We start from the raw sequence: 25,637 nt of genomic DNA, 5'->3' as shown, positions 1-25,637 counted from the left end.
ATCTGATCATGCCCACCATCGCCATCGTCGGCGCCGGCCCCGGCATGGGCCTGGCCATCGCCCGCACCTTCGGCAGCCACGGCTTCGACGTCGCCCTGATCTCCCGTACCAAAGAGAAGCTGGAAGCCCTGATCGGCCGGCTCGGCCAGGAGGGCATCACCTCCGCCGCGTTCCCCGCCGACGTGCTGGACCGCCCCTCCCTGTCCGCCGCCCTCGACGCGGCAGCCGAGCGGTTCGGCGGCATCGACGTGCTGGAGTACTCTCCGGCGCCGCACTCGCCGGTCCCCGGCCTCACGATGGCCGTGCCTTCCGAGGTGACGGTGGACAACCTGCAGCCGCAGATCGAGTACAACCTCTACGGCGCCGTGGCCGCCGCCGGCGCGGTGCTGCCCGCGATGCGCGCGGCCGGGGCGGGCACGCTGCTGTTCACCACCGGTGGCGGCTCGGTGCACCCGATCCCCATGCTCGGCAACGTCAACGCCGCCGCCGCGGCTCTGCGCAACTGGGTGCTCAACCTGCACAACGAGCTGGCCGGCAGCGGCGTGCACGCCGCGCACGTGGCGATCAACACCTGGATCGGCGAGGGCGGCCCCGAGGGTTTCCCTACGGCCACGCCCGAGCAGATCGCCCCGCTGTACTGGGACCTGCACGAGCGCCGCGACCAGCCCGAGGTCATCTTCAACGGCTGACAGGCGGCTCGCGGCAAGCACCGCCAAGCCGGAGGACCCGTCCCCTCTCGCCCACCCCCGTCTTCCCAAGGAAGTCTCATGCACATCGTCTTGTGGATCGTGCAGGCCGTACTGGCCGTCATGTTCGGCATGGCCGGGCTCATGAAGTCCACCCAGCCCAAGGACAAGCTCCAAGCCAAGCTGCCGTGGGTGGAGGACTTCTCCGCCGGCACCGTCCGCTTCATCGGCATCGCCGAACTCGCCGGCGCGCTCGGGCTGATCCTGCCTGCGGCCACCGGCATCGCCCCCGTCCTCACCCCGCTGGCCGCCACTGGCCTGGCCGTGGTGATGATCCTGGCCGCACTCACCCACGCCCGCCGCAAGGAACCCGCCGCGATCGCCTTCAACGCGGTCCTGCTGGTCCTGGCCGCCCTGGTGGCCTGGGGCCGCTTCGGCCCCTACGGCTTCTGACCCCCGTCGTCGGCCGACCAGTGCGACATGCTGCGCGGGAAGCTCAAGGTGCTGCCCGTCATGGTCCGGTTGACGCCGCCCCATGCGTTGGTCGAGCTGACGGGCAAGGCCTTTCCCCGACATGCTGCCGCCATGCCTGTGCGGTCCCAAAACGCGGATACTGTTCCTGAGCTGGGCGTTCGTAGAGCGATCAGGCTGCTCTGCGGTACTCGTTGATCAGTCCTGTGACGGTCCTTCGGCGGTGAATCCGGGAGGACATGTCGATCACCTGGCTGGGGTCGTGCAATGGGGGACGGAGGGAACGGCCCTGATGCGGGCGATGATGGTTGAAATGGCGTTCGTACTCGGTCAGGACCTTACGCAGGTGCCGCTGGCCATGGATGAGCAGGTGGTTGAGGCACTCGCGGCGTAGCGTTCCCACGAACCGTTCAGCGAACGCGTTGGCCCGTGGCGATCGGACGGGCGTCTTGATGACCCTTACACCAGCGGCGGTGAACACCTCATCGAACGAGCGGGAGAACTTGCCGTCACGGTCCCGGATGAGAAACCTGAAGGTGCCGGCGCGCTCGCCCAGGTCTATCAGCAAGTTCCGGGCTTGCTGGGTGGTCCATGCGCCGGTCGGGTTGGAGGTGAGGCCCAGCAGGTGCAGCGCGGCGTGTCTCGATCTCCATGGCGAAGAGGAGGTACAGGCGTTTGAGGAACACGGTGTCGATGTGCAGGAAGTCGCAGGCCAAGATGCCGGAGGCTTGCGAGGTGAGGAACCGTCGCCAGGTCGGTGAGGTCTGGCGTGGTGCTGGGCCGAGGCCGGCCGCGGTGAGGATGCGGCGGATGGTGCCTTCTCCGATCTGATGGCCGAGGCCGAGTAGTTCGCCCTGGATCCGCCGGTGCCCCCATCGTGGGTTCTCTCTGGCCAGCCGGATCACCAGCTCACGCAGTTCATCCGGGATCGGCGGACGCCCGGTCGCGAGCGGCTGCGCACTCCTGCTCTGGCCTTCACTTCCCTACCATCAAGCTCTCAAGACCACGCTGGTCGATTCCATCGCCACCCTCGTCGAGGGCTGAGCTCCGGCCGCTGTCAGGGCATGAAGGGGTCCGGAGGGCCGCCTGTCCCGTTCTTTGTGAACGGCTTGCGCTCAGAACAGCGCGATGGGTGGCGGCGGGGGAAAAATTTCATCCAGCTCGGCGAGGTCGTCCGCGCTGAACTCGTATCCGACGGCGGCGGCGTTCTGGCTGACCTGCTCGGGCCGTGTGGCACCGGCGATGACCGAGGCGACGGCGGGACGAGAGGCGAGCCAGGAGAAGGCGACCTGGACCTCGTTGAGGCCGCGCTTCGCAGCGAAGTCACCGAAGGCCGCGAGCTGGTCCAGGTCGGCGTCCTCGAAGTCGTCCTGACGGAAGTGGGTCAGCCGCGCCCCTTCGGGGGCCTTGCCGGAGGAGTACTTGCCGGTCAGCAGCCCGCTGGCCAGCGGATAGTAGGGCAGGACGCCCAGCCCGAACGCCTGGGCGGCGGGCAGCACTTCGAGCTCCGCACGGCGGTCCAGCAGGTTGTAGTGATTCTGCGAGGCGACGAAGCGGGCGGTGCCGACCTGGCGGGCGAGATACTCGGCTTGGGCGATCTGCCATCCGGCGAAGTTGGAGTGGCCGATGTAGAGGACCTTGCCCTGCTGCACCAGGCTGTCGAGCGCGGCCAGGGTTTCCTCGATCGGTGTGGCCGGGTCGGGGGTGTGGAACTGGTACAGGTCGATCCGGTCAGTACCCAGCCGGCGCAGCGACTCCTCGACAGCACGGACGATGTAACGGCGGGAGCCGCGGACTCCGAAGTCGCGGCCGTTGGCCCCCTCGGCATCCATGCCGAACTTGGTGGCGATCACAACGTCGTCGCGGTGGCCCTTCAACGCCCTGCCAAGAAGCTGCTCGCTCACCCCCGGCGGCGTGCCGTAGGTGTCCGCGACATCGAAAAGAGTGATGGCGGCGTCAAGGGCAGCTCGCACCACGGCGTCGGAGCCCTCCTGCGTGAAACTGGCGGTGTTCGGCCTGCCGAGGTTGCTGCAGCCAAGCCCGACGGTGGACACGGTCAAACCGGAGTCGCCGAGCTGGCGATAGCCGACGGACATGATGTGCTCTCCTCTTGATGTGCGCGACCGGTCAGATGCGGGCGTCCGTGAGCGAACGCTGACCTGCGCATCCACCGATCCCGCCCATCCAGGTGAGTGCGTCGCACTCTGCCCTGCCGTTGCGTGGTATCCAGCCTGTCCAAGCGCATCGCGATGAGTCAAATCGATCCTGGCGATCCTTTGATGTGGAGTATCGATTGACTCTTTCTGCTGGCAACGCCATCGGAATGCAACTGCTCGACCAGGCCGAAGCTCGTTGTGATTGTTTGTGAGACGCCGTCGGAATTGTCGGTTGTCTCGATCAGTCCTGCTTCAAAGCACCCCATCCGTGCCAAGCGTCGATGTCGATCCAGGCGCTCACTCGGTCCCGATCACGGATCGGGTATGGCCGACCGTCGTAGTGCCGCGAGATCCGGTCGATGTCCACGAGCCCTTCGTCGGGTGAGAAATTCGACACCCGGCCTTGGACGCTGATATGTGTGTGCCAGTCTCGCGGGTCCATCGCGGTGAGGCTGATCCGGGGGTCGTTACGCAGGTAAACGATTCGCCTGCGGCTGGCGTCCATGTTCACCAGGATCCGGCCGTTTTCGTACAGGTACCAGGTTGCGACAGAGACGGGCTGCCCGTCGGGGCGGACGGCGGTGATGGTGGCGTAGTTGGGGCGAGCGAACATCTCGGCGGCATCGTGGGGAAGGGGCGCGCTCGGCATTTGTCGCCTTTCTATGAGGGTGTACGAGGTGATAGCCACACAGGTTGAATTCGCACCGTGGTATCGAGAGCGAGGCCGGTCCGGGCCGGGCATCCGGTCAGCAGGTGGAGCCGATACTGGATCTTCTTCAGCTTGCGTCTGACGATCCAGAGGATTGCTCCGTCCGTGGGGCGGTCAAGCACGGTGGTACTGGACGGGGGCGGCGACCTGGCCCCCGAGTTCCTCTGCGGCCCGACGGGCCCAGTAGGGGTTGCGCAGGAGTTCGCGGCCCAGCAGGACGGCGTCCGCCTGGCCCGAGGTGATGATCTGCTGGGCGTGGGCAGGCTCGGTGATCATGCCGACGGCCGCGGTGGGCATGCCGGCTTCGTTGCGGACCTGCTCGGCGAAGGGCACCTGGTAATGGGGGCCTGTCACGATCTTGGCGCCGGGGGCGTTGCCGCCGGTGGAGACGTCCATCAGGTCCACGCCGCGGGCGTGGAGTTCCTTGGCGAAACGGACGGTGTCGGCCGCGGTCCAGCCGTCACGGTCATCCTCGGGGTTCTCGGTGAGCCAGTCGGTGGCGGAGACGCGGAAGAAGACCGGCAGCTCCTCGGGCCACACCGCGCGTACGGCGTCGACGACCTCCAAGGCGAAGCGGGTCCGACCCTCGAACGAGCCGCCGTACTCGTCGGTGCGGTGATTGCTGTGCGGGGAGAGGAACTGGTGGATCAGGTAACCGTGGGCTCCATGGATCTCGACGACCTCGAATCCGGCCTCGAGCGCGCGCCGGGCGGCGGCGGCGAACTCCTGGACGACTGCACGGATGTGGTCCGCGGTGAGTTCCTCGGGCGTCGTCGACGCGGGAGCGAAGGAGGTCGCGCTGGGGCCCAGCGGAGTCCAGCCGTACGGCTCGTCCGGGGTGATCTGGCGCCCGCCGTCGACCCAGGTGCGCTCGGTGGACGCCTTGCGCCCGGCGTGGGCGAGCTGGATGGCGGGGACAGTGCCCTGCGACTTCAGGAACGCCGTGATGCGCCGGAACGCGGCTACCTGAGTGTCGTTCCAGATGCCGAGGTCATACGGGGAGATCCGGCCCTCGGGGCTGACCGCGGTGGCCTCGGTGACGATCAGGCCGGTGCCCCCGGAGGCGCGTGCGGCGAGGTGGGCGAAGTGCCAGTCTGTCGGGGCGCCCACCGCTTCACCCTGCGGCTCCGCGCTGTACTGGCACATCGCTGCCATCCAGATCCGGTTGGGGACGGTCAGCGATCTGAGGGTGACCGGGGTGAACAGAGAGGCCATGCCGAAACTCCTGATACGCGCCTGAAGGGTCGGCCGCCAGGCGAGAGGCGCGTCGCCCGCGCGGCAATATACAGAACACTCACAATAATTGCATACGCTTGCTATTTATTCCTGTCGGTAACCAGCGTACGCAAGCATAGCTCGTAAGGAACCCCAGGAGCTCCACGGCGAGGTACGGCTGGATGTGGCCGAGCGGCTGTCGCTCGGCAGCGCTGCGAAGGCTCCAGAGGTGGGCGGCCCGGCGCGGCTTCACGGTCGGTGGCGGCGCTGAGGTCCAGGTCGGCCCGCTGTGGACCTCAGCTGTGGTCGCGGAGGAAGGCGGAGATGTCGGCGCGGGTCGGGTAGTTCCGCAGGGGCGACGGTTCGGCCTGGAGGAACGCCGTGATGACGGCGGCGGCGCGCTCGTTGTTGTCGTCGAGGCCGTTCCACATATGGTGTCCGACACCGGGCATGTATTGGGTTCGTTCGATGGCGGGGTCGGCGGCGAGGATGGCGGTCTCCCATTGGCGTACCTGTGACGAGCATTCGGCGATCATCAGCATCGCGGGGGTGCGGGAGCGTTTCAGCTCGGAGGCGATGGAAGGCGAGTCCTTGATCGTCTGCATGATGCGGAGGCTCGCGGCAACGCTGAAGGAGAAGTTCTCCGCGGTGTCCTCGGCAGGGATGCGGCCGGCGTCCTGCGCGCAGTAGGCGGAGGCGGTGTCGCTGCCGAGGTCGGCGGCCTTGAAGGCGGTGATGCCTTCGGCCTGCGTGATCAGGCCGGTGTCGGGCGGGAGGAGCCCGAGTTGGATGAGGCCGAGCGCGACGGCGTACCGGGGGACGCGCGTCGCCCGCGGTCCGGTCGGGGCCGGTACGAGGCCGCGCGCGGACGGTCGTCCCTGTTGCCCGCTGATCAGCGCGGTGGGACCGTCCATGGGGCCGGGCTCGGCGATGATCGCCCGGTGCACGTGGACGGCGACGTCCGGGGTGGCCAGGGCCCGGGTGAGCACGACCGCGCCCGCGGAGAATCCGAGGACGTCGACCGGGCCCTTGTCCAGGCGATCGATGAAGGCGGCGAGGTCACGTACGGACCTGGAGATCGTGTACTGCTCCATGGGCAGCAGGTCGCTCCGTCCGCCGCCGGGCTGCTCGTAGGCGTACACGTCGTAGCCCTGTCCGGCCAGGAGCCGAAGGAACCGGTGGTCAAGCACGGCGATGCCACGGACGGGCCCTCCGTGGAGGTACACGAGCGGCGTGGGGCGCCGGGGGGCGCCGGAGGCGGGGGGATAGTGGTAAACGGCGACCCGGCTTCCCGTGCTCAGGCTCCAGTGTTTCGTCGCGACGAATGGCAGGTCGGGCGGATACTGCCGGGTCGTGGGGGTGGTGGGGACGCAGACCGACGCCGTGAGCGCGGCGGCGACGATCACCGGCGCGAAGGGCCACAGCCGGCCCGGCCAGGTGCGGCCGCGGCCTCGCCACAGTGCGGCGATGACTCCGGCGCCGAGGGTGGTCAGCCAGGCGGCGATCCCCGAGCGGGCGCCGTCCGTCAGAACGATGAGGGTGAGGAACAACCCGGCCAGCCCCACGACGGCGAGCACGGCGAGGATCAGACGGCCGATGAGGCGGAGGGGAACGGTGAGTGGCATCGACGGTTTCCAAACGTTGTTTCAAAACGACGTTTGGAAACGCTACCAGCTCGGCTAGGCTGGTCGTCGTGGGAAGGCCGAGAACGAACGACGACACCGTGAAGGACCGCCTCATCGAGTCCGCGACCGAGATGTTCGCGACCCGTCCACGGGAGTCGATCACCATCCGCGCCCTGGCCGCCGCCGCAGGGACCGCGACCGCCGCCGTCTACTCGCTGTTCGACGGCAAGGACGGGGTGATCGCCGAAGTGCGCGACAGAGCGGTCGCCGGGCTGTCCCAGGAACTGTTGGCGGTGGCGGCCTCCGATGACCCCCTCGCCGACCTCTACGAGCTCGCGGTCGCGTACCGGCGGTGGGGACGCGAGCACCGCCACCTCTACATGGTGTTGTTCGGCGGCGTGCAGAGCTTCCACCCGTCCGGCGACGTGGGTGCCGCAGATCCCGTCAGGCCGCTCATCGAGGCGATAGACCGCGCTCTGTCGGCCTCCGCGCTCTCGGGGGACGCGACCTCCATCGCGCTCTCGCTCTGGGTGACCCTGCACGGGCTGGTGACTCTCGAATTGGCCGGGGCCCTCGACACCGCCACGGCCGAGGCCACGTTCCGCTCGACGATCCCCGCCGCGCTGCGTGGCTGGGCGGCTTGACTTCGCAGCGTCAGTCTACGCAGCGCTCTCAGACTGTCCCTCGCCTGACGGAGCTACGCGGACGTCGCGCGGCGGGGACGGCTCGAGGCGCTCGGCTACGAATGTGAGGACTGCGGCTCATGGGTGGTCAACGCCGACCGGCACAACGCTTGGAACTGGGGCATGGAGAAGCGTCACTCTTCGGACGATCGACAACGCCGGCAGCTAGCGCCCATCCGTGGCCGCCTGCTACGGCGTCCGAGCCTGTTCATCATGAGGGAGCGTTCCGTCCGTACGGCGCAGCAGGCGAGCAGAGCGGGCTCGAACCGCACCGCTCGACATGATCGACTCGGTGGCGTGCTGAAGGAGTGTCGACGTGCCGCCTGACCTGGCCGGATGATTAATCGACACCCGCACCTCCCACACCTACTCCTTCCTGCCGACTTGGGGAGGGCCGGAGGTCGCCCCCTCGAGGAACTCCACCGTCTCCGCCGAGGGCGCCCTGCGGTCCAGCCGCTGCTCGAAGCTCCCCCGCATCCAGGGCGAACTCGTCGGTCTTGGATACCGGGTGGGGGAGGGGACGGTCCGCCGGGTCCTGGCGGCGGCGGGTTTTGGGCCCGCGCCGTACCGGGCTTCACCGACCTGGCGCCAGTTCCTCAGCTCCCAAGCCTCCGGAATCCTGGCATGCGACTTTCTCCACGTCGCGCAATCTGGTGATGGAACTGGGCGAGCGAGCCGACGGGTTCCGGTTCCTGATCCGGGACAGGGATGGCAAGTTCGGCAGAGGATTTGACGAGGTGCTTGCCGGCGCGGATGTGCACGTCCTCAAGATTCCGCCGCGCTCGCCGCGGGCGAATGCGTTCGCCGAGCGGTTCGTCGGCACGCTCCGGCGCGAATTCCTCGATCACCTTCTGGTCCTTGGTGAGGGGCACCTTCGGCAGGTCCTGGCAGAGTACGAGCGCCTCTACAACGATCATCGTCCGCATCAGGCACTGTCACTACGCCAACCCCTTCACGATCCAGCCGAGGTGGTCGAGCTCACGGCTCGAATAGAGAGAGGAAGCGCCGTCTGCGGCCTGATCCACGAGTATCGCAGAGCCGCTTGACGACGCACGAAACCGCAGGCCAGCGCTACGAGCGAGGTTTGGCACCGGACAGGGGTGACGTGGTCTGACTACGGGCTGGACCTGGAGGTCAATCTTCAGGACCTGCATGTCAGAGTGCAGTCGGGGCGCTACCGGGCTCTGCCAAGTCGGCGGGCGTACATCCCGAAGGCGGATGGACGTCAGCGGCCGCTGGGGATTGCCGCGCTGGAGGACAAGATCGTCCAGCGGGCGGTTGTCGTGGTCCTAAACGCCGTCTACGAGGTGGATTTCCGGGGCTTCTCGTATGGGTTCCGACCAGGTCGCGGCCCGCATGACGCGTCGGACGCGCTGTCGGTCGGGCTCTATCGGCGGCCGGTGAGCTGGGTGCTCGATGCGGATATCCGCGATTTTTTCGGCCAGCTTGATCATGCCTGGCTGCGGAAGTTCCTGGAGCACCGGATCGCGGACAAACGGGTCCTGCGGTTGATTCAGAAATGGTTGACCGTTGGAGTCATCGAGGACGGGGAGTGGACAGCGTGTGAGGGAGGCTCGCCGCAAGGGGCATCGGTGTCCCCGTTGCTGGCGAACGTTTACCTGCACCACGTCTTGGATCAGGCGCATCACGATCGCAAAGCGGGCGCGGGCGAAGCTGAAAGAGATCAACGAGCAGCTTAAGCGCCGCCGGCACGAACCCCGTACCGGAACAGGGGCGGTGGCTGGCCAACGTGCTACGAGGGCACATGGCCTACTACGCCGTGCCGGGCAACTCTGACGCAGTATCGACCTTTCGTCACCAGGTGACCCGGCTCTGGCACAAGACGCTGCGGCGTCGAAGCCAGCGAAACCGGATGACCTGGGAACGGATGAACCGGTACGTCACTCGATGGATACCTAAGGCCCGAATCATGCATCCCTACCCGGAGGTGCGCCTGGCTGCCAGAACCCAAGGCAGGAGCCCAGTGCGGTAGTTCCGCACGCTGGGATCTGTGCGGGGGGCCGCCCTGAAGGGCGGTCCCTACCGCGACAGCGGTGGATACAGTCCTGCCGCCGAGAACTTCTGACCGCAGGACTGTACGGTTTTCTGCGACAGAGCCGTTTACCACACACCACTACCGGACAGGCCCCATTATTTTTGGGAGGGTGGCGACGTCAATGCCGTACTCGCGGATCTTCCTATAGATCGTTGCCCTGGACATGCCGAGCGCCTGGGCCGCCTGCGTCTTGTCGTCGGCCGAGTCCAGGAGGCTTCGGACGATCGCGTCTCGCTCCATCGACTCTAGCGGGGTGAGCACACGGCGGCTCACCGCCCGGCATTCCGGCGGCAGGTCGCTGGACCTGATCACGCCGGACCGCTGGCGCTGGGCGACGCTCGACAGTACGCGTTGGAGTTGGGCCACGTTCCCCGGCCACGTGTTGCGCATGAGCAACTGCGTCGCTTCGGACGAGCAGGTCAGCTCACCGCCCCGCGTCAGCTTGGCCAGGAGGAAGGGGACCAGCTCGGGAATGTCGTCGATGTGATGGCGTAGCGGGGGAACGCTGAGCGAGCGAGGGAAGTAGCTGAGCACGCGGGCCAGTTCTTCGCCGGCCTCGGTGAGGCTGCGTACCGTCACCGCCGTCCAGGGCAGCGGGGCGGTGTCGGGGATCGCCTCCAGCGACTCCGCAAGCACGTCGGCCAGCGTCCGCAGCTGCGACCGGTCGAGCTGGTCGATGTGGCGAAGCACGAGCGCGCCTTCTCCTGCCTCAAGTTCCTGGCGGATCACCTGGGTCCAGGCGTTGACGTTGACGCAGTCGGCGGCGTCCATCACTCGGAAGTGCGCCGACGGACGATGTCGCCGGTGGACCGCGTGCAGCAGGGCGAGCTTGCCGACCCCCGATTCGCCTTCCACTGCGAGCCAGTCGCCGGACCGGTAGTGCCCGTTCATGTCTCGGCAGCACCGTTTCCACAGCGCGGCAGAACCTACGATGCCGGGTAGTGCGACATTTGATCGGGACGCCGGCTTGCGCATGACGTGTGGCACGACATCGTTGAGCTGGACGTACACCACACCGCCCGCGAGGCCTGTCTCGCTCCATACAGGTTTGCACGAGACCCGGGCCTCGACTCCGCTGGGCAGCTCGATCTCCAGCGAGGTGCGTTTGCCCAGGCTGGCGGCGTCGGCCGCGTGCCCGAGGAGCACGGTCTGGTCACCCGGCTCCAGTAATTGGCGGGCGCGGTCGTTCATCATCGCGACGTCGTTGTTGACAGCGAGTACGGGTCCGCTGGTCCGCTGGCAGGTCCGTAGATATTCGCGGAACAGCGCGAGCTCCCGCAGCCCGGTCTGTTTGAGCAAGGTCTTCTCGATGCTCTGCGTGGTCGCCTTGGCGAGCGACAGCAACAACGGCCCGGCGTCGCGAGTCCAGCACGTGAGGTCGAGCAGGCCGAGGACATTGCCCGCGGTCGGGTGGCAGATCGGCACGCCGGCGCAGGCGAGGGTCTCCAGGTTCTCGGCGTAGTGCTCGTGGCCGAAGACGTGGAACGGCTGGCGGTTCTCCAGCGCGCTGCCGATGCCGTTCGTCCCGACGAACTGCTCTGAGTAGCTGAACCCTGGCGCCAATTGCACCTGGTCGAGGTATCTCTCCAGGGCCGGGTCGCCGGTGAGCCGCTGCAGCACGACGCCGTTGGGGTCGGTGAGGATGATGCTCACCGGCTCGTTGTACAACTCCTCGCGCAGTTGAGCGAGGATCGGCGCGGCGGTCTGCACGAGAAGCGACTCCAAGTTCGGATCCTTGATGTACGGCAGCGCGATGTGGTCCGCGCTGACGTTCCAGGTGCGAGATCGCAGCCACGAGGTGAGGATCGCCTCACGGACGGCGCCGAGCTCCACCTCCTCGGAGGTGAGGAAGCGCTCGCGTGCCGCCGCCAACCTGTCGTTACGGTTGGCCGATCCGGACCAGCTTTCGGTCATGTGACCTCCACCGCAGGTAGCCGTTCGCTCGATTGGGCGCCGTAACACAGCCGCCTTCCCGCTGTAACCACAAGATTACGGCTGGTTCTCGACAGCGGCGTCTCAAGTTGAGACCGATTTCCCTTCTCTGGCGATGTGTGATGCAGGGCACTGGGCGCGTAACGAGTCCGAAACAACCGCCGGCAATGACCGTTCGACAATCTCCGCCCCATCAGACCACGAGGAATTCGAGCACGCAGCACGATCGAGGAGGCAGACGTGAGCCGACAGAGTCTCAGCAAGGCGCACAAGAAGATCACTGAGCTGTCCTGGGAACCGACGTTCGCGACGCCGGCGACGAGGTTCGGTACGGACTACAAGTTCGACAAGTCGCCGAAGAAGGACCCGCTGAAGCAGATCCTCCGCTCCTACTTCCCGATGGAGGAGGAGAAGGACAACCGCGTCTTCGGCGCGATGGACGGGGCCATCCGGGGGAACATGTTCCGCCAGGTGCAGGAGCGGTGGATGGAGTGGCAGAAGTTGTTCCTCTCCATCATCCCGTTCCCTGAGATCTCCGCCGCGCGGGCCATGCCGATGGCCATCGATGCGGTGCCCAACCCGGAGATCCACAACGGTCTGGCCGTGCAGATGATCGACGAGGTCCGTCACTCCACGATCCAGATGAACCTCAAACGCCTCTACATGAACCACTACATCGACCCTGCGGGGTTCGACATCACCGAGAAGGCGTTCTCCAACAACTACGCGGGCACCATCGGCCGCCAGTTCGGCGAGGGCTTCATCACCGGCGACGCGATCACCGCGGCCAACGTCTACCTGACTGTGGTCGCCGAGACCGCGTTCACGAACACGTTGTTCGTGGCGATGCCGTCCGAGGCCGCCGCCAACGGCGACTATCTGCTGCCGACGGTGTTCCACTCGGTGCAGTCTGATGAGTCGCGCCATATCAGCAACGGGTACTCGATCCTGCTGATGGCGCTCGCCGATGAGGACAACCGGCTGCTTCTCGAACGCGACCTGCGATACGCCTGGTGGAACAACCACTGCGTGGTCGATGCCGCCATCGGCACCTTCATCGAGTACGGCACGAAGGACCGCCGTAAAGACCGCGACAGCTACGCGGAGATGTGGCGCCGGTGGATCTACGACGACTACTACCGCAGCTATTTGATCCCGCTGGAGAAGTACGGCCTGAAGATCCCGCACGACCTCGTGGAAGAGGCGTGGAACCGGATCTACAACAAGGGGTACGTGCACGAGGTCGCGCAGTTTTTCGCCACCGGCTGGCCGGTGAACTACTGGCGGATCGACCCGATGACCGATCAGGACTTCGAGTGGTTCGAGGAGAAGTACCCGGGTTGGTACAACAAGTACGGCAAGTGGTGGGAGAACTACAACCGCCTGCGGTACCCCGGCAAGAACAAGCCCATCGCCTTCGAGAACGTCGACTACCAGTACCCGCATCGTTGCTGGACCTGCATGGTCCCCTGCGTGATCCGCGAGGACATGGTGACGGACAAGGTCGACGGCCAGTGGCGGACGTACTGCTCGGAGACCTGCGCGTGGACCGACACCACCGCCTTCAGACCTGAGTACGAGGGCCGCCCGACGCCGAACATGGGCCGGCTCACCGGTAAGCGCGAGTGGGAGACGCTCTACCACGGCAGGGATCTGGCGGAGATCATCCAGGAGCTGGGGTACGTGCGGGACGACGGGCAGACCTTGATCCCGCAGCCACACCTGGACCTCGACGACCCGAAGAAGCTCTGGAAGCTCGACGACGTCAGGGGCATCCAGTTCGCCAGCCCGAACGTGCTGCTCAACCAGGCCTCTGACGCCGACAGGGAGGCCATGGTCGCCGCGTACAAGGCGGGTGGCCCAGGCGGTCGCCCCGCCGCCGCGCTCTGACCGGTCGGAAGTGCCGTCACTGGCGGCATCCCCATCATCCCGCCACTGATCAGGTGTCGTCACTGGCGGCACCTCCGACATCGCCGTTACTGACCGCCGGCCAGGCCGAGGAGTGACCCTCATGGGCGACAAACATCGTGTCCGCTTCGACCCGGTCGACCTGGAGATCGAGGTCGACGAGGACGAGACGATCCTCGACGCCGCGTTCCGCCAGGGCGTCACGCTGATGCACGGATGCAGGGAGGGACAGTGTGCCGCCTGCAAGTCGTTCCTCATCGAGGGCGACGTGCAGATGGACCGCTACTCAACCTTCGCGCTCGCCGACTACGAGAGCGAAGAGGGATACGTCCTGCTGTGCAAGGGACATGCCTACAGTGATCTCCAGGTCGAGCTGATCAATTACGACGAGGAGATCCTGCGTTCGGCCAAGCCGATCGTGGACGCTCGTACGAAGGTGACCGCCATCAACGCGCTCACCCACGACATCACCCTGCTGCGACTGGAACTTGTGGAACCGACGGCACTCGATTTCCATGCGGGCCAGTACGTGGACATCACCATTCCCGGCCTGGACGAGCACCGCTCCTTCTCGATGGCCACCACACCCTTGGCCGGGAACGCGCTGGAATTCATCATCAAGCGGTACGCGGGAGGGAAGTTCTCCGGCCTCCTGGAGAACGGGATCAACGAGGGCGACGAACTCTTGATCCGAGGGCCGTTCGGCTCCTTCACTCTCCGGGAGAAATCAGAGCGTAATCTCGTCTTCATCGGCGGCGGCGCCGGGATGGCGCCGATCCTGTGCCTGCTCCGGCACATGCTGGAGACCGGTAACGGGCGCCCGGTCACCTATTACTACGGTGCCCGTACGGCGAAGGACCTGTTCTATCTGGACGAGCTCAGGACGCTGGAGTCGCGGCTGCCCGATTTCCAGTTCGTCCCATGCCTGTCCGAGAGCTGGCCGGAAGGCTGGACCGAGACCGGCCTGGTAACCGAGGTACTCGACCGGCGGGAAAGCGACCTGGCAGGCAAGGACGTCTACCTCTGCGGCCCGCCGCCGATGATCGACGCCGCCATCGCGCTACTGGAGAGCCGTGGAGTGCCGGCCGACCAGATCTATTTCGACAAGTTCACGACCTCGGCCTCCGGGTGAGCCCGGCGATTCACGAGAGGAAAGCCATATGGCGACTCCGACCAAGGGCAAGGAGCGAAGCTTCCCCAAGCCCGAATTCACCGACGCTGAAGCAGGGGCGCTGGATTTCCCAAGCTCCACCAGCCGGACCTTCAACTACTTCAAACCCGCGAAACTGCGCGCGACGACATACGAGGACGTCACCTTCGACGTGCAGCCGGACCCGGATCGGCACCTTACGCAGGGTTGGATCTATGGTTTCGCGTCGGGCCCCGGCGGCTACCCGAAGGACTGGACCGAGCTGAAATCGTCCGACTGGCATCGGTTCAGGGATCCCAACGAGGAGTGGGAGCAGACGATCTACCGGATGAACGCCAACGTCGTCCGCCAGATCTCCCAGAATCTCGCCAACGCGAAGCTCGCGAACGCCTACGCGAACTGGTCACGCAGCTGGATCAAGTTCGTCGAACGGAACCTCGGCGCTTGGATGCATGCTGAGCACGGTCTCGGGCTGCACGTATTCGTAGCCGCGCAGCGCTCCGCCCCGACGAACATGATTAACAACGCCATCGCGGTCAACAGCGTGCACAAGCTGAGGTTCGCCCAGGATCTGGCGCTCTACAACCTCGACCTGAGCGAGTCCGACCTCAGGTTCGACGGGTCGGTGCATCGCGAGGTGTGGCAAGAGGACCCGGTCTGGCAGGGCGTGCGTAAGAACGTCGAACTGCTCACCGCCGCGGGGGACTGGGGTGAAGCGCTTTTCGCCACCAACGTCGTCTATGAGTCGCTGGTGGGGGCGTTGTTCCGCAGCCACCTGGTGATGCAGATAGCCGCCCGCAACGGAGACTACGTAACGCCCTCGGTCGTCGGCGCCGGCGAGAGCGACTACGACCGGGACCTGAAATACACCCGGGCGCTGTTCACCCTGCTGGTGCGTGACGCCGTGCACGGCGAGCAGAACAAGGCCCTGCTCGGCACGTGGCTCAGCAGGTGGGTGCCGCTCAGCCTGAGCGCGGCCAGGGACCTGCAGCCGATCTGGTCGCAGCCCCAGGAGAGGACGATCACCTTCGCGGCGTCCCTTGAGGCGGCCAAGGGCAATCTCCGGGCCATACTCGCCGACCTCGACCTGCCGGAGCCGAAGGAGCTGTCCGAATGACCAGCGTGGAGCAGTTCGGCCAGATCAACCGCACCTCCTCGAACAAGTGCGGTGTGACCCTGATGAACAACCAGAACGGGTACGTCGTCGCGGAGGTCATGCGCGGCAAGGAGGGCGTCGAGGTCGCGGAGTATCCCTCGATGATCCGCGTGGACGGTGTCCGCAAGCTGGAGTTCGACTTCGAGGAGATCACCGACGCGCTGGGCGCGGAGTTCGACCAGAGCGACTTCGAGGAGATCATGTCGACCCACTACGGGCGGATGGTCCACTTCGACGATCGGACGATTCTCTTCGCCAACCCCGAGGACGCCGCCGAGTACATCGACTTCGACCTCAAGCCCGTCGAGTCACCCTGACCACGAACCGCCGGAGCGGGCCTCTCCCGCTCCGGCGGACACCTGTATCTCCGGATCTAAGGAAGAGCCATGTACCACAAGGACGGCGAGAGCTACTTCATCGTTGACGGGCACGTGCATTTCTGGGACGGCGGCACCGCCAATCAGGCGAACCGGTACGGCAAGGGCTTCACCGACTGCTTCTACGACTACCACCGCAACCTCAGCCCCGAGGGCTGGGTGTGGCCGCTGGAGAAGTTCGGCAACTACTCCGAAGAGGACATGATCCACGACCTCTTCGAGACCGGTTATGTCGACAAGGCGATCTTCCAGCCGACCTATCTGACGGACTTCTACATCAACGGCTTCAACACCACCGAACAGGACGGCGCGGTCGCCGAGCGGAATCCCGGAAAGTTCATCGTCAACGGCGCGTGGGACCCCCGCGACGGCGAGGCCGGCCTCGACAAGCTGGAGGCCCTCGCGCAGCGGTGGAACCTGCAGGGCGTCAAGCTCTACACCGCCGAGTGGAAGGGCGACTCCAAGGGCTGGAAGCTGTCGGACCCGTGGGCCTACCGCTACCTGGAGAAGTGCGAACAGCTCGGCATCCGCAACATCCACGTGCACAAGGGCCCCACGATCTACCCGCTGAACCGTGACGCCTTCGACGTCGCCGACGTGGACGACGCCGCGAGCGCCTTCCCGAACCTGCGGTTCATCGTGGAACACGTCGGGCTGCCCCGGCTGGAGGATTTCTGCTGGATCGCCACGCAGGAGCCGAACGTGTACGGGGGGCTCGCGGTGGCCATGCCGTTCATTCACACCCGACCGCGCTACTTCGCGCAGATCATCGGTGAGCTTCTCTACTGGCTGGACGAGAACCGGCTGCTCTTCGCCAGCGACTACGCGATCTGGAGCCCGAAGTGGCTGGTCGAGATGTTCGTGGACTTCCAGATCCCCGAGGACATGCAGCCGGAATACGGCGTGCTCACCCCAGAGGTCAAGCGCAAGATCCTCGGCCTGAACGCCGCCTCGCTGTACGGCATCGAGGTGCCCGAGAGCATGCGCCTCGACGCGGCCCCCGTCGACAGCGATGCGGCGATCGGCTCGGCGCCCATGACTCCAGCGCAGGTGCCCGCATGACCACCACCGACCTAGCCTCGCTGCCCGCGGCGGTGTGGTCGGCGCTGGGCACCGTACGCGACCCCGAGCTGGACGAGCCGATCACCGATCTCGGCTTCGTCTTCGAAGCGGCCGTCACCGGCGCCGCGGCTCGCGTCCGGCTCCGGCTGCCGACGTACTTCTGCGCCCCCAACTTCGCCTACCTCATGGTCGCCGACGCGCGCGACGCGGTCAGCGAGGTACCGGGGGTACGCACCGTCGACATCCGGCTGGAGGACCACTTCGCCGCGGACGAGATCAATGCCGGAGTCGCGGAGGGGGCCGGCTTCGCGGGCACCTTCCCCGGGCAGGCCGACGCGGAACTGGCCGAGCTACGGCGGACGTTCCAGCGCAAGGCGCACGCGGCGTGCCTGGAACGCGCCTGCCGCAAGCTGATCGACGCGGGCTGGCAGATCGAGGCACTCAGCCGGTCACGCCTCAGTGACCTGCCCGTCTCGCCGGAACGCACCAGCCTGTTGCGCCGCCGCGGAGAGCTGGGCCTGCCCACAGGCCCCGGCGAGCCCGTCCTGGTCGACGACGACGGCCACTCACTCCCGGCCGACAAGGTCACCGCGCACCTGCGGTTCGCCAAGGCGGTACGGGTCAGCATCGAGGGCAACTCCGGCTTCTGCCGTGGCCTGCTCCGTACCCGCTACCCAGATCTCGTTGGAGAGGACGGCACCCGATGAAGGCGGTTCAACTTGCCAGGTACGACCGGACTCCGGAGCTCGTCGAGGTGCCGGAGCCGAAGGTCACCGACCCGTACGACGTTGTGGTGCGGGTCGGTGGCGCGGGCGTGTGCCGTACCGACCTGCACATCATCGAGGGTCAGTGGGCGCAGAAGTCCGGCGTCGCTCTGCCGTACACCCTCGGGCACGAGAACGCCGGCTGGGTCCACGAGGTCGGCAGTGCGGTGAGCAACGTCGCGGTCGGCGACAAGGTGATCCTGCACCCGCTGGCCACCTGCGGCCTGTGCGGCGCCTGTCGCGACGGCGACGACGTGCACTGCGCGAACTCCGTCTTCCCCGGTATCGACGGCGACGGCGGATACGCCGAGCTGCTCAAGACCAACGCGCGGGCTGTGGTACGGCTCGACGACTCCCTCGAACCGGCCGACGTGGCGGCCCTCGCCGACGCCGGGCTGACCGCCTACCACGCGGTACGCAAGGCGTCGCGGAAGCTCCGTCCTGGACAGAAGGCCGTGGTGATCGGCGCGGGCGGTCTCGGCCACATCGGTGTCCAGGTCCTGCGGGCGCTCTCCTCGGCCGAGATGATCGTCGTCGACCGGTCCGCGGACGCGCTGGCCCTCTCCAAGGAGCTCGGCGCCGACCACGTAGTGCCTGCCGACGGCGGCCAGGTCGATGCGGTATTGGACCTGACCGGCGGAAACGGCGCGGAGGCGGTCATCGACTTCGTCGGCGAGGGAGGCGCGCTGGAGGACGGGGTGCGCATGCTGCGCCGTGCCGGTGACTACTACGTCGTGGGCTACGGCGGGGTCCTCCGGGTGCCCACCATCGACATCATCTCCACTGAGATCAACTTCATCGGCAACCTCGTCGGCTCGTACAACGACCTGGTTGAGCTGATGGTGCTCGCGGCCAAGGGCAAAGTGCGGCTGCACACCAGCACCTTCCCGCTGGCCGACTTCGCGCGGGCGCTCGACGATCTGGACAACGGGCGGGTACGCGGCAGGGCGATCCTCGTCCCCTAGCCATCAGCCACGCCCCCCATGCAGACGTCCCTCTAGTGCATCCCATACCGACAAGGACGGATCAATATGGCCAAGGACCTGCGGTTCAATGTCGAGGCTCGTCAGCTGCTCGTGTCGGGTGTCAACGCGCTCGCCGACGCGGTCAAGGTGACTCTCGGTCCGAAGGGGCGCAACGCCGTCATCGAGAAGCTGACCGGCCCGCCGACCATCACCAACGACGGTGTGACGATCGCCAGGGAGATCCAGCTGCGCGACCCGTTCGCCAACATGGGTGCGCAGCTGGTGAAGGAGGTCGCGACCAAGACCAACGGCGTGGCCGGCGACGGGACCACCACCGCGACGGTGCTCGCCCAGGCCCTGGTACGCGAGGGGATGCGCGCCGTCGATGCGGGTGCGAACCCGATGCAGCTGAAGAGCGGCATCGAACGCGGCGTGGCTGCGGTCGTCGCACGCTTGCAGGAGCGGTCCCGGGAGGTCGGAGGTCAGGCCGACCTCGCCCACGTCGCGATGCTCTCGGCAAGCAACGACACCGAGATCGGTGACGCCATCTCTGTCGCCATGGCCAGGGTCGGTACGGCAGGCGTGGTCACCGTTGAGGAGTGGCCGGCCTTCGGACTCGGTGTCAGCTTCGTCGACGGGGTCGAGTTCGACCACGGCTACGTCTCGCCGTACATGGTCACGGACAAGGACCGGATGGAGGCGGTCCTGGAGAACCCGTACGTGCTGCTCACCAACGAGACGATCTCCAAGGTGCAGACGCTGATGCCGGTGCTGGAGCAGGCCACCCGTACAGGGCGTCCGCTGGTCATCCTCGCGGAGAACGTTGACGGTCCCGCCCTTGGGATGCTGGTGGCCAACAACGTGCACGACACCTTCAGATCGGTGGCGATCCGCGCGCCCGGGTTCGGCCACCGCAGGGTCGCCGAACTGGAGGACCTCGCCACCCTGCTCGGTGGGCGCGTGATCACCGGCGACGCGGGCCTCAGCTTGTCCACCATCAGGTTGGACCAGCTCGGTGAGTGCCGCAGGATCACCGTCACCGAGAACAGCACGACCATCGTGGGCGGGGCCGGATTGGACGCCGACGTCTCCGCCCGCATCGAGCAGATCAAACGGGAGTACGAGCGGGCCGAGAACGAGCACGACCAAGACAGTCTGCAACTGCGCATCGCCCGGCTCTCCGGCAGCGTCGCGGTCATCCACGTCGGCGCCGCGACCGGGGTGGAGCTGAAGGAGAAGCAGCACCGCGTCGAGGATTCGCTCTCGGCCACCCGCGCGGCCATTGAGGAGGGCGTAGTGGCCGGCGGCGGCGTGGCACTGCTCCAGGCCAGGTCCGCGCTCGACGACGTGGAGCTCTCCGGGGACGCGGCCGCCGGTCGCGACCTGGTCGGCCGGGCGCTGGGGGAGCCGATGCGCTGGATCGCCATCAACGCCGGCTACTCCGGTGACGAGGTGGTCGAGATGGTGGCCGGCCTGCCGGTCGGACACGGCTTCAACGCCCTCACCGGCGATTACGGCGACATGTTCGCCGCCGGTGTGATCGATCCGCTTAAGGTCACTCGGTCGGCGCTGCAGAGTGCCGCCTCGATCGCCGCACTGCTGCTGACCACCGAGACCCTGGTCGTGGAGGAGGTCCTGTACAACCCGGGGGCGATCGTGGCCCCCGGCTTCGGAGACCTCGCCGAAGGCATGGTCCGGCCGTCGAACATCGCCTGAGACCCCGAGGGACGGGACCACGATGAACCCGATCGGCACGGAGATCCAGAGGCCGGTGCGACCTGCGCCGATCAGAACCCGGTTGCGCGCGGTACGCGGCGGGCTCGGCCTGGTCGGCCCGGCATTCGTGGCGGCGGTCGCCTATATAGACCCCGGGAACGTCGCCACGAACCTCACGGCCGGGGCCAAGTACGGCTACCTGCTGTTGTGGGTGGTGGTGCTGGCCAACATCATGGCGATGCTGGTGCAGTACCTGTCGGCGAAGCTTGGCATCGCCACCGGACGAAACTTGCCCGAGATGTGCCGCAGCAGGTACAGCCGCCCGGTACGGCTGGCCCTCTGGGTCCAAGCCGAGCTGGTGATCATAATGACGGATCTCGCCGAGATCGTCGGCGGCGCGGTGGCGCTGAACTTGCTGTTCGGGCTGCCACTCGTCATCGGCGGTCTGATCACCGGCGTGGGGCTGCTGGTCATTCTGATGATGCGGATACGGGGCCGGCAGGGGTTCCAGCCCGTAGTGATCGGGTTGCTCGCGGTCGTCCTGCTCGCCTTCGTGTACCAGACGCTCCGTCTGCCGGTGGCCACGACGGGCTTCGTCGCCGGTCTGGTGCCGGGGTTCGCCGGAGGCGAGAGCGTCCTGCTCGCGGCGGGTATCGTCGGTGCCACGGTGATGCCGCACGCGATCTACCTTCACTCGGCGCTGACCCAGGCCCTACCGGGCGCCGAAGGCGGAACCCGAGGACCACGTCGCCGCGCGCTGCAGGTCACCCGGTGGGACGTGGTGGTCGCGATGGCAATGGCCGGGGCAGTGAACATCTCGATCATCGTCGTCGGCACGGCGCTCTCCCCCAAGGCAGGGGAATCTATCGAAGCGGCTCACGCGTCGTTCTCCACCACGTCAGGGCACCTTGCCGGCGTGATCTTCGGGATCGCGCTGCTGGCCTCGGGCCTCGCCTCGTCCTGTGTGGGCGTCTACACCGGACAGATCGTCATGCAGGGCTTCATCCGTCGCCAGATCCCGATCTGGCTGCGCCGCTCGGTCTCGATGTTGCCCCCGTTGCTGCTGCTCGGGCTGGGCCTGGACCCCACTCTCGCCCTGGTACTCAGCCAGGTGGTGCTCTCGTTCGGAATCCCCTTCGCTCTCATCCCGCTGGTGCTACTCACCGGCAGTCGCCGTGTGATGGGAGAGATGGTGAACAGGCGGATCACCACCGTGCTGGCCGGCGCCGTCGCCACGCTCATCGTCAGTCTCAACGTCTACCTGCTCGCTGTCACATTCGGCACATGACACCGCGCCTGCCGACGTGCCTGCCACCTGCAGGGAGGAACATGCGGATGCCCGACATGTATCGCATTGCTTTCACGATGACGTCGCTCGGCGTGCTGGGCTTCGCGCTGCTGGTCATGTACGGGCTGGCGCTTCGGTGGGTGGAGTGGGAGCTTCTTCCCTTGTCGGTACGCCGACGGGTGCTGTGGTGGCGACGGCAGAAGATACGGGTCGCGGTGCTCTGCACAGCCGCCACGGTAACCGGTCTTGCTTTCCTTTTTGTGGAGATGTCCTCAGGCGGGTGAGTGACCCGTTCCCGGCCGGTCCAGGCCGGTTGCTGCGGAGCACCGTCCGTTGGTGGCCCCGGCCCCACAGCGGGGCGATCACCGGAGCCGGAGTCCTGCTCAACAACGCGATCGGAGAAGCGCTGGATGAGGTCTAGCGATGTGTCGGTTACCGCTGAACAGTTTTGACATTCCCTGCTCATGCCAGCTGTCGGGGGATCCGGCCACACCTCTGGATGCTCTGCGCCGCCGCCAGGAAGACGCGCTCAAGGCTCTGGAAATCCGCGCCGCCCAATCGATGCTGTAGCGCGAACTCATGCAACGGCCCGCCGCCGATCGCGCCACCGCCGGGCGATTGCTTGCCTCCCCCGAAGGCCAGGAGCCGCACCTTCGATCCGCCGCCCTAGCCCGCGCCCGGCAGGATGTGGAAGCGGCGACCGACGAACGCGGCGCGGCCAGGAATCAGGTGAAACAACGTACTTCCGAACTGGAGGCGATCGAATGCGACGGACACGTCTTCCGGGCCCAGCGACGCGTCCGCGACATGATCCGAGGTCTGCTGGCCGACGCCGCTGAGGCGGGCCACGTCCGGAGCGATGTCACCTCGAACGAGCTTGCCGGCTACTGCGAGTACGCCCTACGGGCGGCCGGCACCCTCCCGTCCGAGGCGGCGGTCCGGCGGCTCGTCGCGGTGATTCTGGCCGGACTGCGCTCCGGCTGACATGCCAGCACTGAACTGATCTCGTCCGCTACTGAGGAGTTCCGGACATAGAGATCACTATCGCCGGGGGTCACCCGCCAGCCCATCCATCTCGAACTACGATCACAGGCGGGCCGCAACCAAACTGGGCTGTACGCTAACGCCCTGCGTTGGCACCGTTCCGTACTCGTCCTGGTCTGCGAGAAGGCGCTTTCCGTACGAAACGGTTCCGTTGCAGGTCTATCCCCAACACCTTCTAACTGCGGCGGGCGATGTCGCCCAACGGCCCACTACACGGTGCCGACCGCCGTGCCGCTGGTACCGTCGGGCGAGGTGCATCTGGAGCTGTGGAAGCAGATCAACGCCTACGGATCCCGATCGACTACTGCACCAATGACTGCCTCGAGTAGGGCTCGTGGCGGTTGCAGCACTCGGGGGTGGCCGCCGAGAGCGAGTGGTGGGAGATCCACTACGACCGTGCCGGGTGGTTGTCCCGGCGATCCGTTGTCGTGGTGACCGCGCTGCTGCCCAATGTGGTGCATTCGAGTGACAGAGGCTGACTCGATGGCCGCCGTCACGGTCCGCAAGGTTTTGGAAGGCTCACCAGGCCGCGACACGGGCCGGCGGCGCCATCCTGTGCCGCTCGAAAACACGGTTTCGTGCTGTGAGCTGGGGTTTTGCTGCGCGATCAGGATGGCGACTGCGATCATCGCGGGGTTTTGTTGTCGCTTGTGTACGGGTTGGTGAGGGGCTTGTTCGGCCTGCTGGCGGTGCTGGTGCGCACTGATCTGTCGAAGGATGTTGAGCTGCTGGTGCTCCGTCACGAGAACCAGGTCCTGCGCCGTCAGCTCCGCGGCCGGCTGCGGTGGGGTCATGCCGACCGGCTCTGGCTTGCGGCGTTGTCGCGTCTGGTCCATCGCTGCCGGTGGGTGGAGGTGTTCCCGGTCACCCCGGCGACGATCCTGCGTTGGCATCGTAGCCTCGTGGCGCTGAAGTGGACTTTCACCGACAGGCGGCGCCCGGGACGGCCCGGTACCCGTCGGTCGGTCAAGGTACTGATTGTGCGGATGGCGCGGGAGAATCCGACATGGGGGCATCGGCGGATCCAGGGCGAGTTGGCTCGGCTGGGCTACAGCATCGCGGCCTCCACGGTGTGGGAGATCCTGCGCGCCGCCGGTATCGATCCGGCACCTCGCCGGGCTGGGCCGACCTGGCGGCAGTTCCTGACCGCGCAAGCCCACGCGATCATCGCGTGCGACTTCCTGGTGGTCGAGACCGCGCTGCTCAAGCGGCTGTATGTGCTGGTCTTCATCGAGCACGGCACCCGACGACTGCACCTGGCCGGAGTGACCGCGCACCCGACCGGAGCGTGGACCGTGCAGCAGGCCCGCAACCTGGCGATGGATCTGGGGGAGCGTATCGTCGGGCTGCGGTTCATGATTCACGATCGGGATCCGCTCTTCACCTCCGCCTTCAGAGAGGTCTTCGCAGCCGAAGGGCTGCGGGTCGTCACCACCATGTCGCGGACGCCGAGGATGAAGGGTATCTGCGAGCGGGTCATCGGTACCCTGCGCCGTGAACTCCTGGACCGGGTCCTGATCCTCAATGAACGCCACCTGGCGTTCGTATTCCACGAGTACCTGATCCACTACAACCGGCATAGGCCGCACCAGTCCCGACACCAACGTCCCCCGGACGTCGCAACGCAGCCCGCCTGCGACGTGATCGACCTCAACAACCTGCGATCCATCCGCCGAAAACCCGTAGTTGCAGGAATGATCAGCGAGTACCACCACGCGGCTTAACCGCAGCTCAGGGCACGTAACGCCATATTCGAGCGGTACACCATCGCGACACGGCTCCCACCTGGTTCGCACCCTGGCTCCAGGAGGAAGAACAGGCCCAGTCACTGCGCACCTGGCAGCCCCTGGTGGTCCCGGGACTGCTGCAAACAGCCGACTACGCCCGCGCCTTGCTGGAAAGCGAATCCGGCTACAACACTGAACGCATCGATGCCCTCGTCGCCACCCGCCTGGCCAGGCAGAAGATCCTCACCCGCACCCACCCCCCTCGCTACCTGGTGGTGCTGGACGAAGGGGTCCTCAGCCGGCCCATCGGCGGCCCCGGAGTCATGCGGGAGCAACTGGAGCGATTGCTGGAAGCTGCGCGAGTCCCGCACATCACCGTGCAGATCTGTCCGCTGGGCGCCAACCCCGGCTTGAGTGGAGGTATCGTCATCGCGCAAGCGCCCAACGGCGTCCGTCACACGGTCTATCTGGAGACCGCTGCCGAGCCCGTCGTGACGAGCTACGCCGAGGTGGTTGAGCTGGTTACCATGAAGCTGGACGCCATCAGGGCGGATGCTCTCCCCCAGAGGGCGTCGGTCGAATTCATCAGGAAGATGGTGGAGAAATGGACCTGAGGGCCGAGCTGGAGACGGCGGCCTGGCGCAAGGCGACACGCTCGACCGGAAACGGCGGAAACTGCATCGAAGTCGCACCACTGTCCGGCGGTCGTGTCGGCATTCGTGACACCGAAGCGCCTGACCAGGCTCCCTTCGTCGTTCGGCCCGAGGTATGGGCCGCGTTCATTGACGGTGCGAAAAAGGGCGAGTTCGACTTCTGACCCCCTACCGACGCTAGCGAAGAGGGGGCTTCGGCTGGGTGCCGAGGCCTCCTCTCATACCTGAACCACACGACCGAAACGGCCTATGACCGTTTGAACCACTCCTGCGGTGGATACTGTCGGGCACGGG

General features: G+C 66.5%; 25 protein-coding genes and 1 pseudogene. 19 read left to right on the top strand and 7 right to left on the bottom strand.

Features of this window, described 5'->3' with window-relative positions:
• Positions 1 to 8: 8 nt before the first annotated feature.
• Together ACWDRB_RS55455 and ACWDRB_RS55450 are read left to right on the top strand one after the other, a co-directional pair.
• Positions 9 to 689: an SDR family NAD(P)-dependent oxidoreductase gene (locus ACWDRB_RS55455; RefSeq protein ID WP_449908773.1), complete on the top strand. Its 681-nt coding sequence runs from the start codon at positions 9 to 11 to the stop codon at positions 687 to 689.
• A 78-nt stretch (positions 690 to 767) separates the two neighbouring features.
• Positions 768 to 1,139: a DoxX family protein gene (locus tag ACWDRB_RS55450; protein ID WP_363984982.1), complete on the top strand. Its 372-nt coding sequence runs from the start codon at positions 768 to 770 to the stop codon at positions 1,137 to 1,139.
• A gap of 190 nt (positions 1,140 to 1,329) precedes the next feature.
• On the opposite strand, the gene ACWDRB_RS55445 is transcribed toward ACWDRB_RS55450, so the two are convergent.
• The 6 genes and pseudogenes from ACWDRB_RS55445 to ACWDRB_RS55420 all read right to left on the bottom strand — a co-directional run bounded on the left by ACWDRB_RS55445 (position 1,330) and on the right by ACWDRB_RS55420 (position 6,862).
• A complete protein-coding gene (locus ACWDRB_RS55445) occupies positions 1,330 to 1,638 on the bottom strand; it encodes an integrase core domain-containing protein (RefSeq protein WP_449908865.1) in 309 nt (102 codons plus the stop codon).
• Between the two features lie 28 nt (positions 1,639 to 1,666).
• Positions 1,667 to 2,092: pseudogene (locus ACWDRB_RS55440) on the bottom strand (IS3 family transposase); the annotation flags it as partial.
• Positions 2,093 to 2,272: 180 nt separating this feature from the next.
• A complete protein-coding gene (locus tag ACWDRB_RS55435) occupies positions 2,273 to 3,253 on the bottom strand; it encodes an aldo/keto reductase (RefSeq protein ID WP_449908769.1) in 981 nt (326 codons plus the stop codon).
• Positions 3,254 to 3,554: 301 nt separating this feature from the next.
• Positions 3,555 to 3,962: a pyridoxamine 5'-phosphate oxidase family protein gene (locus ACWDRB_RS55430; RefSeq protein ID WP_449908768.1), complete on the bottom strand. Its 408-nt coding sequence runs from the start codon at positions 3,960 to 3,962 to the stop codon at positions 3,555 to 3,557.
• A 174-nt stretch (positions 3,963 to 4,136) separates the two neighbouring features.
• Positions 4,137 to 5,237 (bottom strand): NADH:flavin oxidoreductase/NADH oxidase, encoded by a 1,101-nt coding sequence (locus ACWDRB_RS55425; RefSeq protein WP_449908765.1) that lies wholly within the window; start codon positions 5,235 to 5,237, stop codon positions 4,137 to 4,139.
• A gap of 296 nt (positions 5,238 to 5,533) precedes the next feature.
• Positions 5,534 to 6,862, bottom strand: coding sequence for an alpha/beta hydrolase (locus ACWDRB_RS55420; protein ID WP_449908762.1), 1,329 nt, complete (start codon positions 6,860 to 6,862; stop codon positions 5,534 to 5,536).
• Positions 6,863 to 6,930: 68 nt separating this feature from the next.
• On the opposite strand from ACWDRB_RS55420, the gene ACWDRB_RS55415 reads away from it, so the two are divergent.
• The 3 genes from ACWDRB_RS55415 (at position 6,931) to ACWDRB_RS55405 (ending at position 9,245) form a co-directional block, all read left to right on the top strand.
• On the top strand, positions 6,931 to 7,506 hold the full coding sequence (locus ACWDRB_RS55415) for a WHG domain-containing protein (RefSeq protein WP_449908759.1): 576 nt from the start codon (positions 6,931 to 6,933) through the stop codon (positions 7,504 to 7,506).
• 695 nt (positions 7,507 to 8,201) lie between these two features.
• On the top strand, positions 8,202 to 8,591 hold the full coding sequence (locus ACWDRB_RS55410) for an integrase core domain-containing protein (protein ID WP_449908757.1): 390 nt from the start codon (positions 8,202 to 8,204) through the stop codon (positions 8,589 to 8,591).
• 54 nt (positions 8,592 to 8,645) lie between these two features.
• Entirely contained in the window at positions 8,646 to 9,245 is a 600-nt protein-coding gene (locus tag ACWDRB_RS55405; RefSeq protein WP_449908755.1) for a reverse transcriptase domain-containing protein, read from the top strand.
• 434 nt (positions 9,246 to 9,679) lie between these two features.
• Here ACWDRB_RS55405 and ACWDRB_RS55400 read toward each other — a convergent pair whose 3' ends face one another.
• Positions 9,680 to 11,515 (bottom strand): sigma-54-dependent Fis family transcriptional regulator, encoded by a 1,836-nt coding sequence (locus tag ACWDRB_RS55400; RefSeq protein ID WP_449908752.1) that lies wholly within the window; start codon positions 11,513 to 11,515, stop codon positions 9,680 to 9,682.
• Positions 11,516 to 11,773: 258 nt separating this feature from the next.
• Between ACWDRB_RS55400 and ACWDRB_RS55395 the strand changes: the two genes are divergently transcribed.
• From ACWDRB_RS55395 to ACWDRB_RS55330, 14 genes are all read left to right on the top strand, one after another.
• On the top strand, positions 11,774 to 13,423 hold the full coding sequence (locus tag ACWDRB_RS55395) for an aromatic/alkene/methane monooxygenase hydroxylase/oxygenase subunit alpha (protein WP_449908749.1): 1,650 nt from the start codon (positions 11,774 to 11,776) through the stop codon (positions 13,421 to 13,423).
• 121 nt (positions 13,424 to 13,544) lie between these two features.
• Positions 13,545 to 14,573: an FAD-binding oxidoreductase gene (locus tag ACWDRB_RS55390; RefSeq protein ID WP_449908747.1), complete on the top strand. Its 1,029-nt coding sequence runs from the start codon at positions 13,545 to 13,547 to the stop codon at positions 14,571 to 14,573.
• A 28-nt stretch (positions 14,574 to 14,601) separates the two neighbouring features.
• Positions 14,602 to 15,708 (top strand): aromatic/alkene monooxygenase hydroxylase subunit beta, encoded by a 1,107-nt coding sequence (locus ACWDRB_RS55385; RefSeq protein WP_449908745.1) that lies wholly within the window; start codon positions 14,602 to 14,604, stop codon positions 15,706 to 15,708.
• A complete protein-coding gene (gene mimD, locus ACWDRB_RS55380; protein WP_449908743.1) occupies positions 15,705 to 16,064 on the top strand; it encodes a propane 2-monooxygenase effector subunit MimD in 360 nt (119 codons plus the stop codon). The genes ACWDRB_RS55385 and mimD overlap by 4 nt, the downstream gene beginning before the upstream one ends.
• A 69-nt stretch (positions 16,065 to 16,133) precedes the next feature.
• A complete protein-coding gene (locus tag ACWDRB_RS55375) occupies positions 16,134 to 17,186 on the top strand; it encodes an amidohydrolase family protein (protein WP_449908742.1) in 1,053 nt (350 codons plus the stop codon).
• A complete protein-coding gene (locus ACWDRB_RS55370; RefSeq protein WP_449908740.1) occupies positions 17,183 to 17,893 on the top strand; it encodes a metal-sulfur cluster assembly factor in 711 nt (236 codons plus the stop codon). Before ACWDRB_RS55375 ends, ACWDRB_RS55370 begins: the two co-directional genes overlap by 4 nt.
• On the top strand, positions 17,890 to 18,915 hold the full coding sequence (locus ACWDRB_RS55365) for an NAD(P)-dependent alcohol dehydrogenase (RefSeq protein ID WP_449908738.1): 1,026 nt from the start codon (positions 17,890 to 17,892) through the stop codon (positions 18,913 to 18,915). The genes ACWDRB_RS55370 and ACWDRB_RS55365 overlap by 4 nt, the downstream gene beginning before the upstream one ends.
• A 66-nt stretch (positions 18,916 to 18,981) precedes the next feature.
• Positions 18,982 to 20,631, top strand: coding sequence for a chaperonin GroEL (groL, locus tag ACWDRB_RS55360; protein ID WP_449908736.1), 1,650 nt, complete (start codon positions 18,982 to 18,984; stop codon positions 20,629 to 20,631).
• Positions 20,632 to 20,653: 22 nt separating this feature from the next.
• On the top strand, positions 20,654 to 21,919 hold the full coding sequence (locus tag ACWDRB_RS55355; RefSeq protein WP_449908735.1) for an Nramp family divalent metal transporter: 1,266 nt from the start codon (positions 20,654 to 20,656) through the stop codon (positions 21,917 to 21,919).
• Between the two features lie 41 nt (positions 21,920 to 21,960).
• Positions 21,961 to 22,203, top strand: coding sequence for a hypothetical protein (locus ACWDRB_RS55350; RefSeq protein WP_449908733.1), 243 nt, complete (start codon positions 21,961 to 21,963; stop codon positions 22,201 to 22,203).
• A gap of 295 nt (positions 22,204 to 22,498) precedes the next feature.
• Positions 22,499 to 22,903, top strand: coding sequence for an SbtR family transcriptional regulator (locus tag ACWDRB_RS55345; RefSeq protein WP_449908732.1), 405 nt, complete (start codon positions 22,499 to 22,501; stop codon positions 22,901 to 22,903).
• 731 nt (positions 22,904 to 23,634) lie between these two features.
• A complete protein-coding gene (locus ACWDRB_RS55340) occupies positions 23,635 to 24,687 on the top strand; it encodes an integrase core domain-containing protein (protein ID WP_449908730.1) in 1,053 nt (350 codons plus the stop codon).
• A gap of 26 nt (positions 24,688 to 24,713) precedes the next feature.
• The gene (locus ACWDRB_RS55335) at positions 24,714 to 25,304 is read left to right on the top strand and encodes a DUF5753 domain-containing protein (RefSeq protein WP_449908862.1); all 591 of its coding nucleotides are present in this window, start codon (positions 24,714 to 24,716) and stop codon (positions 25,302 to 25,304) included.
• Positions 25,295 to 25,507 (top strand): DUF397 domain-containing protein, encoded by a 213-nt coding sequence (locus tag ACWDRB_RS55330; protein WP_449908728.1) that lies wholly within the window; start codon positions 25,295 to 25,297, stop codon positions 25,505 to 25,507. The genes ACWDRB_RS55335 and ACWDRB_RS55330 overlap by 10 nt, the downstream gene beginning before the upstream one ends.
• Positions 25,508 to 25,637 lie beyond the last annotated feature (130 nt).

This window comes from Nonomuraea sp. NPDC003707 (assembly GCF_053587055.1).
Note: the sequence above shows the minus strand (reverse complement) of the source record. Positions and strands in the feature narration are given on the sequence as shown.

Coding starts and splice junctions, on each gene's coding strand:
- ACWDRB_RS55455 (WP_449908773.1), top strand. CDS start 9: ATGCCCACCATCGCCATCGTCGGCGCCGGCCCCGGCATGGGCCTGGCC.
- ACWDRB_RS55450 (WP_363984982.1), top strand. CDS start 768: ATGCACATCGTCTTGTGGATCGTGCAGGCCGTACTGGCCGTCATGTTC.
- ACWDRB_RS55435 (WP_449908769.1), bottom strand. CDS start 3,253: ATGTCCGTCGGCTATCGCCAGCTCGGCGACTCCGGTTTGACCGTGTCC.
- ACWDRB_RS55430 (WP_449908768.1), bottom strand. CDS start 3,962: ATGCCGAGCGCGCCCCTTCCCCACGATGCCGCCGAGATGTTCGCTCGC.
- ACWDRB_RS55425 (WP_449908765.1), bottom strand. CDS start 5,237: ATGGCCTCTCTGTTCACCCCGGTCACCCTCAGATCGCTGACCGTCCCC.
- ACWDRB_RS55420 (WP_449908762.1), bottom strand. CDS start 6,862: ATGCCACTCACCGTTCCCCTCCGCCTCATCGGCCGTCTGATCCTCGCC.
- ACWDRB_RS55410 (WP_449908757.1), top strand. CDS start 8,202: ATGGAACTGGGCGAGCGAGCCGACGGGTTCCGGTTCCTGATCCGGGAC.
- ACWDRB_RS55400 (WP_449908752.1), bottom strand. CDS start 11,515: ATGACCGAAAGCTGGTCCGGATCGGCCAACCGTAACGACAGGTTGGCG.
- ACWDRB_RS55390 (WP_449908747.1), top strand. CDS start 13,545: ATGGGCGACAAACATCGTGTCCGCTTCGACCCGGTCGACCTGGAGATC.
- ACWDRB_RS55385 (WP_449908745.1), top strand. CDS start 14,602: ATGGCGACTCCGACCAAGGGCAAGGAGCGAAGCTTCCCCAAGCCCGAA.
- mimD (WP_449908743.1), top strand. CDS start 15,705: ATGACCAGCGTGGAGCAGTTCGGCCAGATCAACCGCACCTCCTCGAAC.
- ACWDRB_RS55375 (WP_449908742.1), top strand. CDS start 16,134: ATGTACCACAAGGACGGCGAGAGCTACTTCATCGTTGACGGGCACGTG.
- ACWDRB_RS55370 (WP_449908740.1), top strand. CDS start 17,183: ATGACCACCACCGACCTAGCCTCGCTGCCCGCGGCGGTGTGGTCGGCG.
- ACWDRB_RS55365 (WP_449908738.1), top strand. CDS start 17,890: ATGAAGGCGGTTCAACTTGCCAGGTACGACCGGACTCCGGAGCTCGTC.
- groL (WP_449908736.1), top strand. CDS start 18,982: ATGGCCAAGGACCTGCGGTTCAATGTCGAGGCTCGTCAGCTGCTCGTG.
- ACWDRB_RS55355 (WP_449908735.1), top strand. CDS start 20,654: ATGAACCCGATCGGCACGGAGATCCAGAGGCCGGTGCGACCTGCGCCG.
- ACWDRB_RS55350 (WP_449908733.1), top strand. CDS start 21,961: ATGCGGATGCCCGACATGTATCGCATTGCTTTCACGATGACGTCGCTC.
- ACWDRB_RS55345 (WP_449908732.1), top strand. CDS start 22,499: ATGCAACGGCCCGCCGCCGATCGCGCCACCGCCGGGCGATTGCTTGCC.
- ACWDRB_RS55330 (WP_449908728.1), top strand. CDS start 25,295: ATGGACCTGAGGGCCGAGCTGGAGACGGCGGCCTGGCGCAAGGCGACA.